The organism is Pelomonas candidula (assembly GCF_043555985.1).
Taxonomy (GTDB): domain Bacteria; phylum Pseudomonadota; class Gammaproteobacteria; order Burkholderiales; family Burkholderiaceae_C; genus Pelomonas; species Pelomonas candidula.
In genome coordinates, this window is the sequence record NZ_JBIGIC010000067.1 from 1 (window position 1) to 290 (window position 290).

At 74.1% G+C, this 290-nt stretch carries 1 protein-coding gene; it reads right to left on the bottom strand.

Translation table 11 applies throughout. The annotated features are described in order from the left end of the window. Nucleotides 1-290 (bottom strand): hypothetical protein (locus ACG04R_RS28510; RefSeq protein WP_394418220.1); only part of this gene is annotated, 290 nt, incomplete at both ends.

Consider the following 290-nt stretch of genomic DNA (forward strand, 5'->3'; position numbering starts at 1 on the left):
CGGCGGCGCTGCCGGCGGCCAGCGCGGCAACCAGCCCCAGCAGCAGCCCGCGCGAGAAGCCGCGCGGTCGCGGCGCCGCGGCGGCCGGCCACCGCGGCAGAAGCGCCCGCACGAGGAAGATCGCCTTGGCGTTGCGCACCGAGTTCATGGCCTCGTGGTAGCCGTGGAACCAGCCGAAGGCGAAGCCGCCGGCATCGTCGAAGTCGCGCTTCACGCTCAGCAGCGTCCACAGTGCCACCGCCAGGATCAGCACCAGCACGGCCGGCGAGTAGACGAGGGCGTGGCGCCAG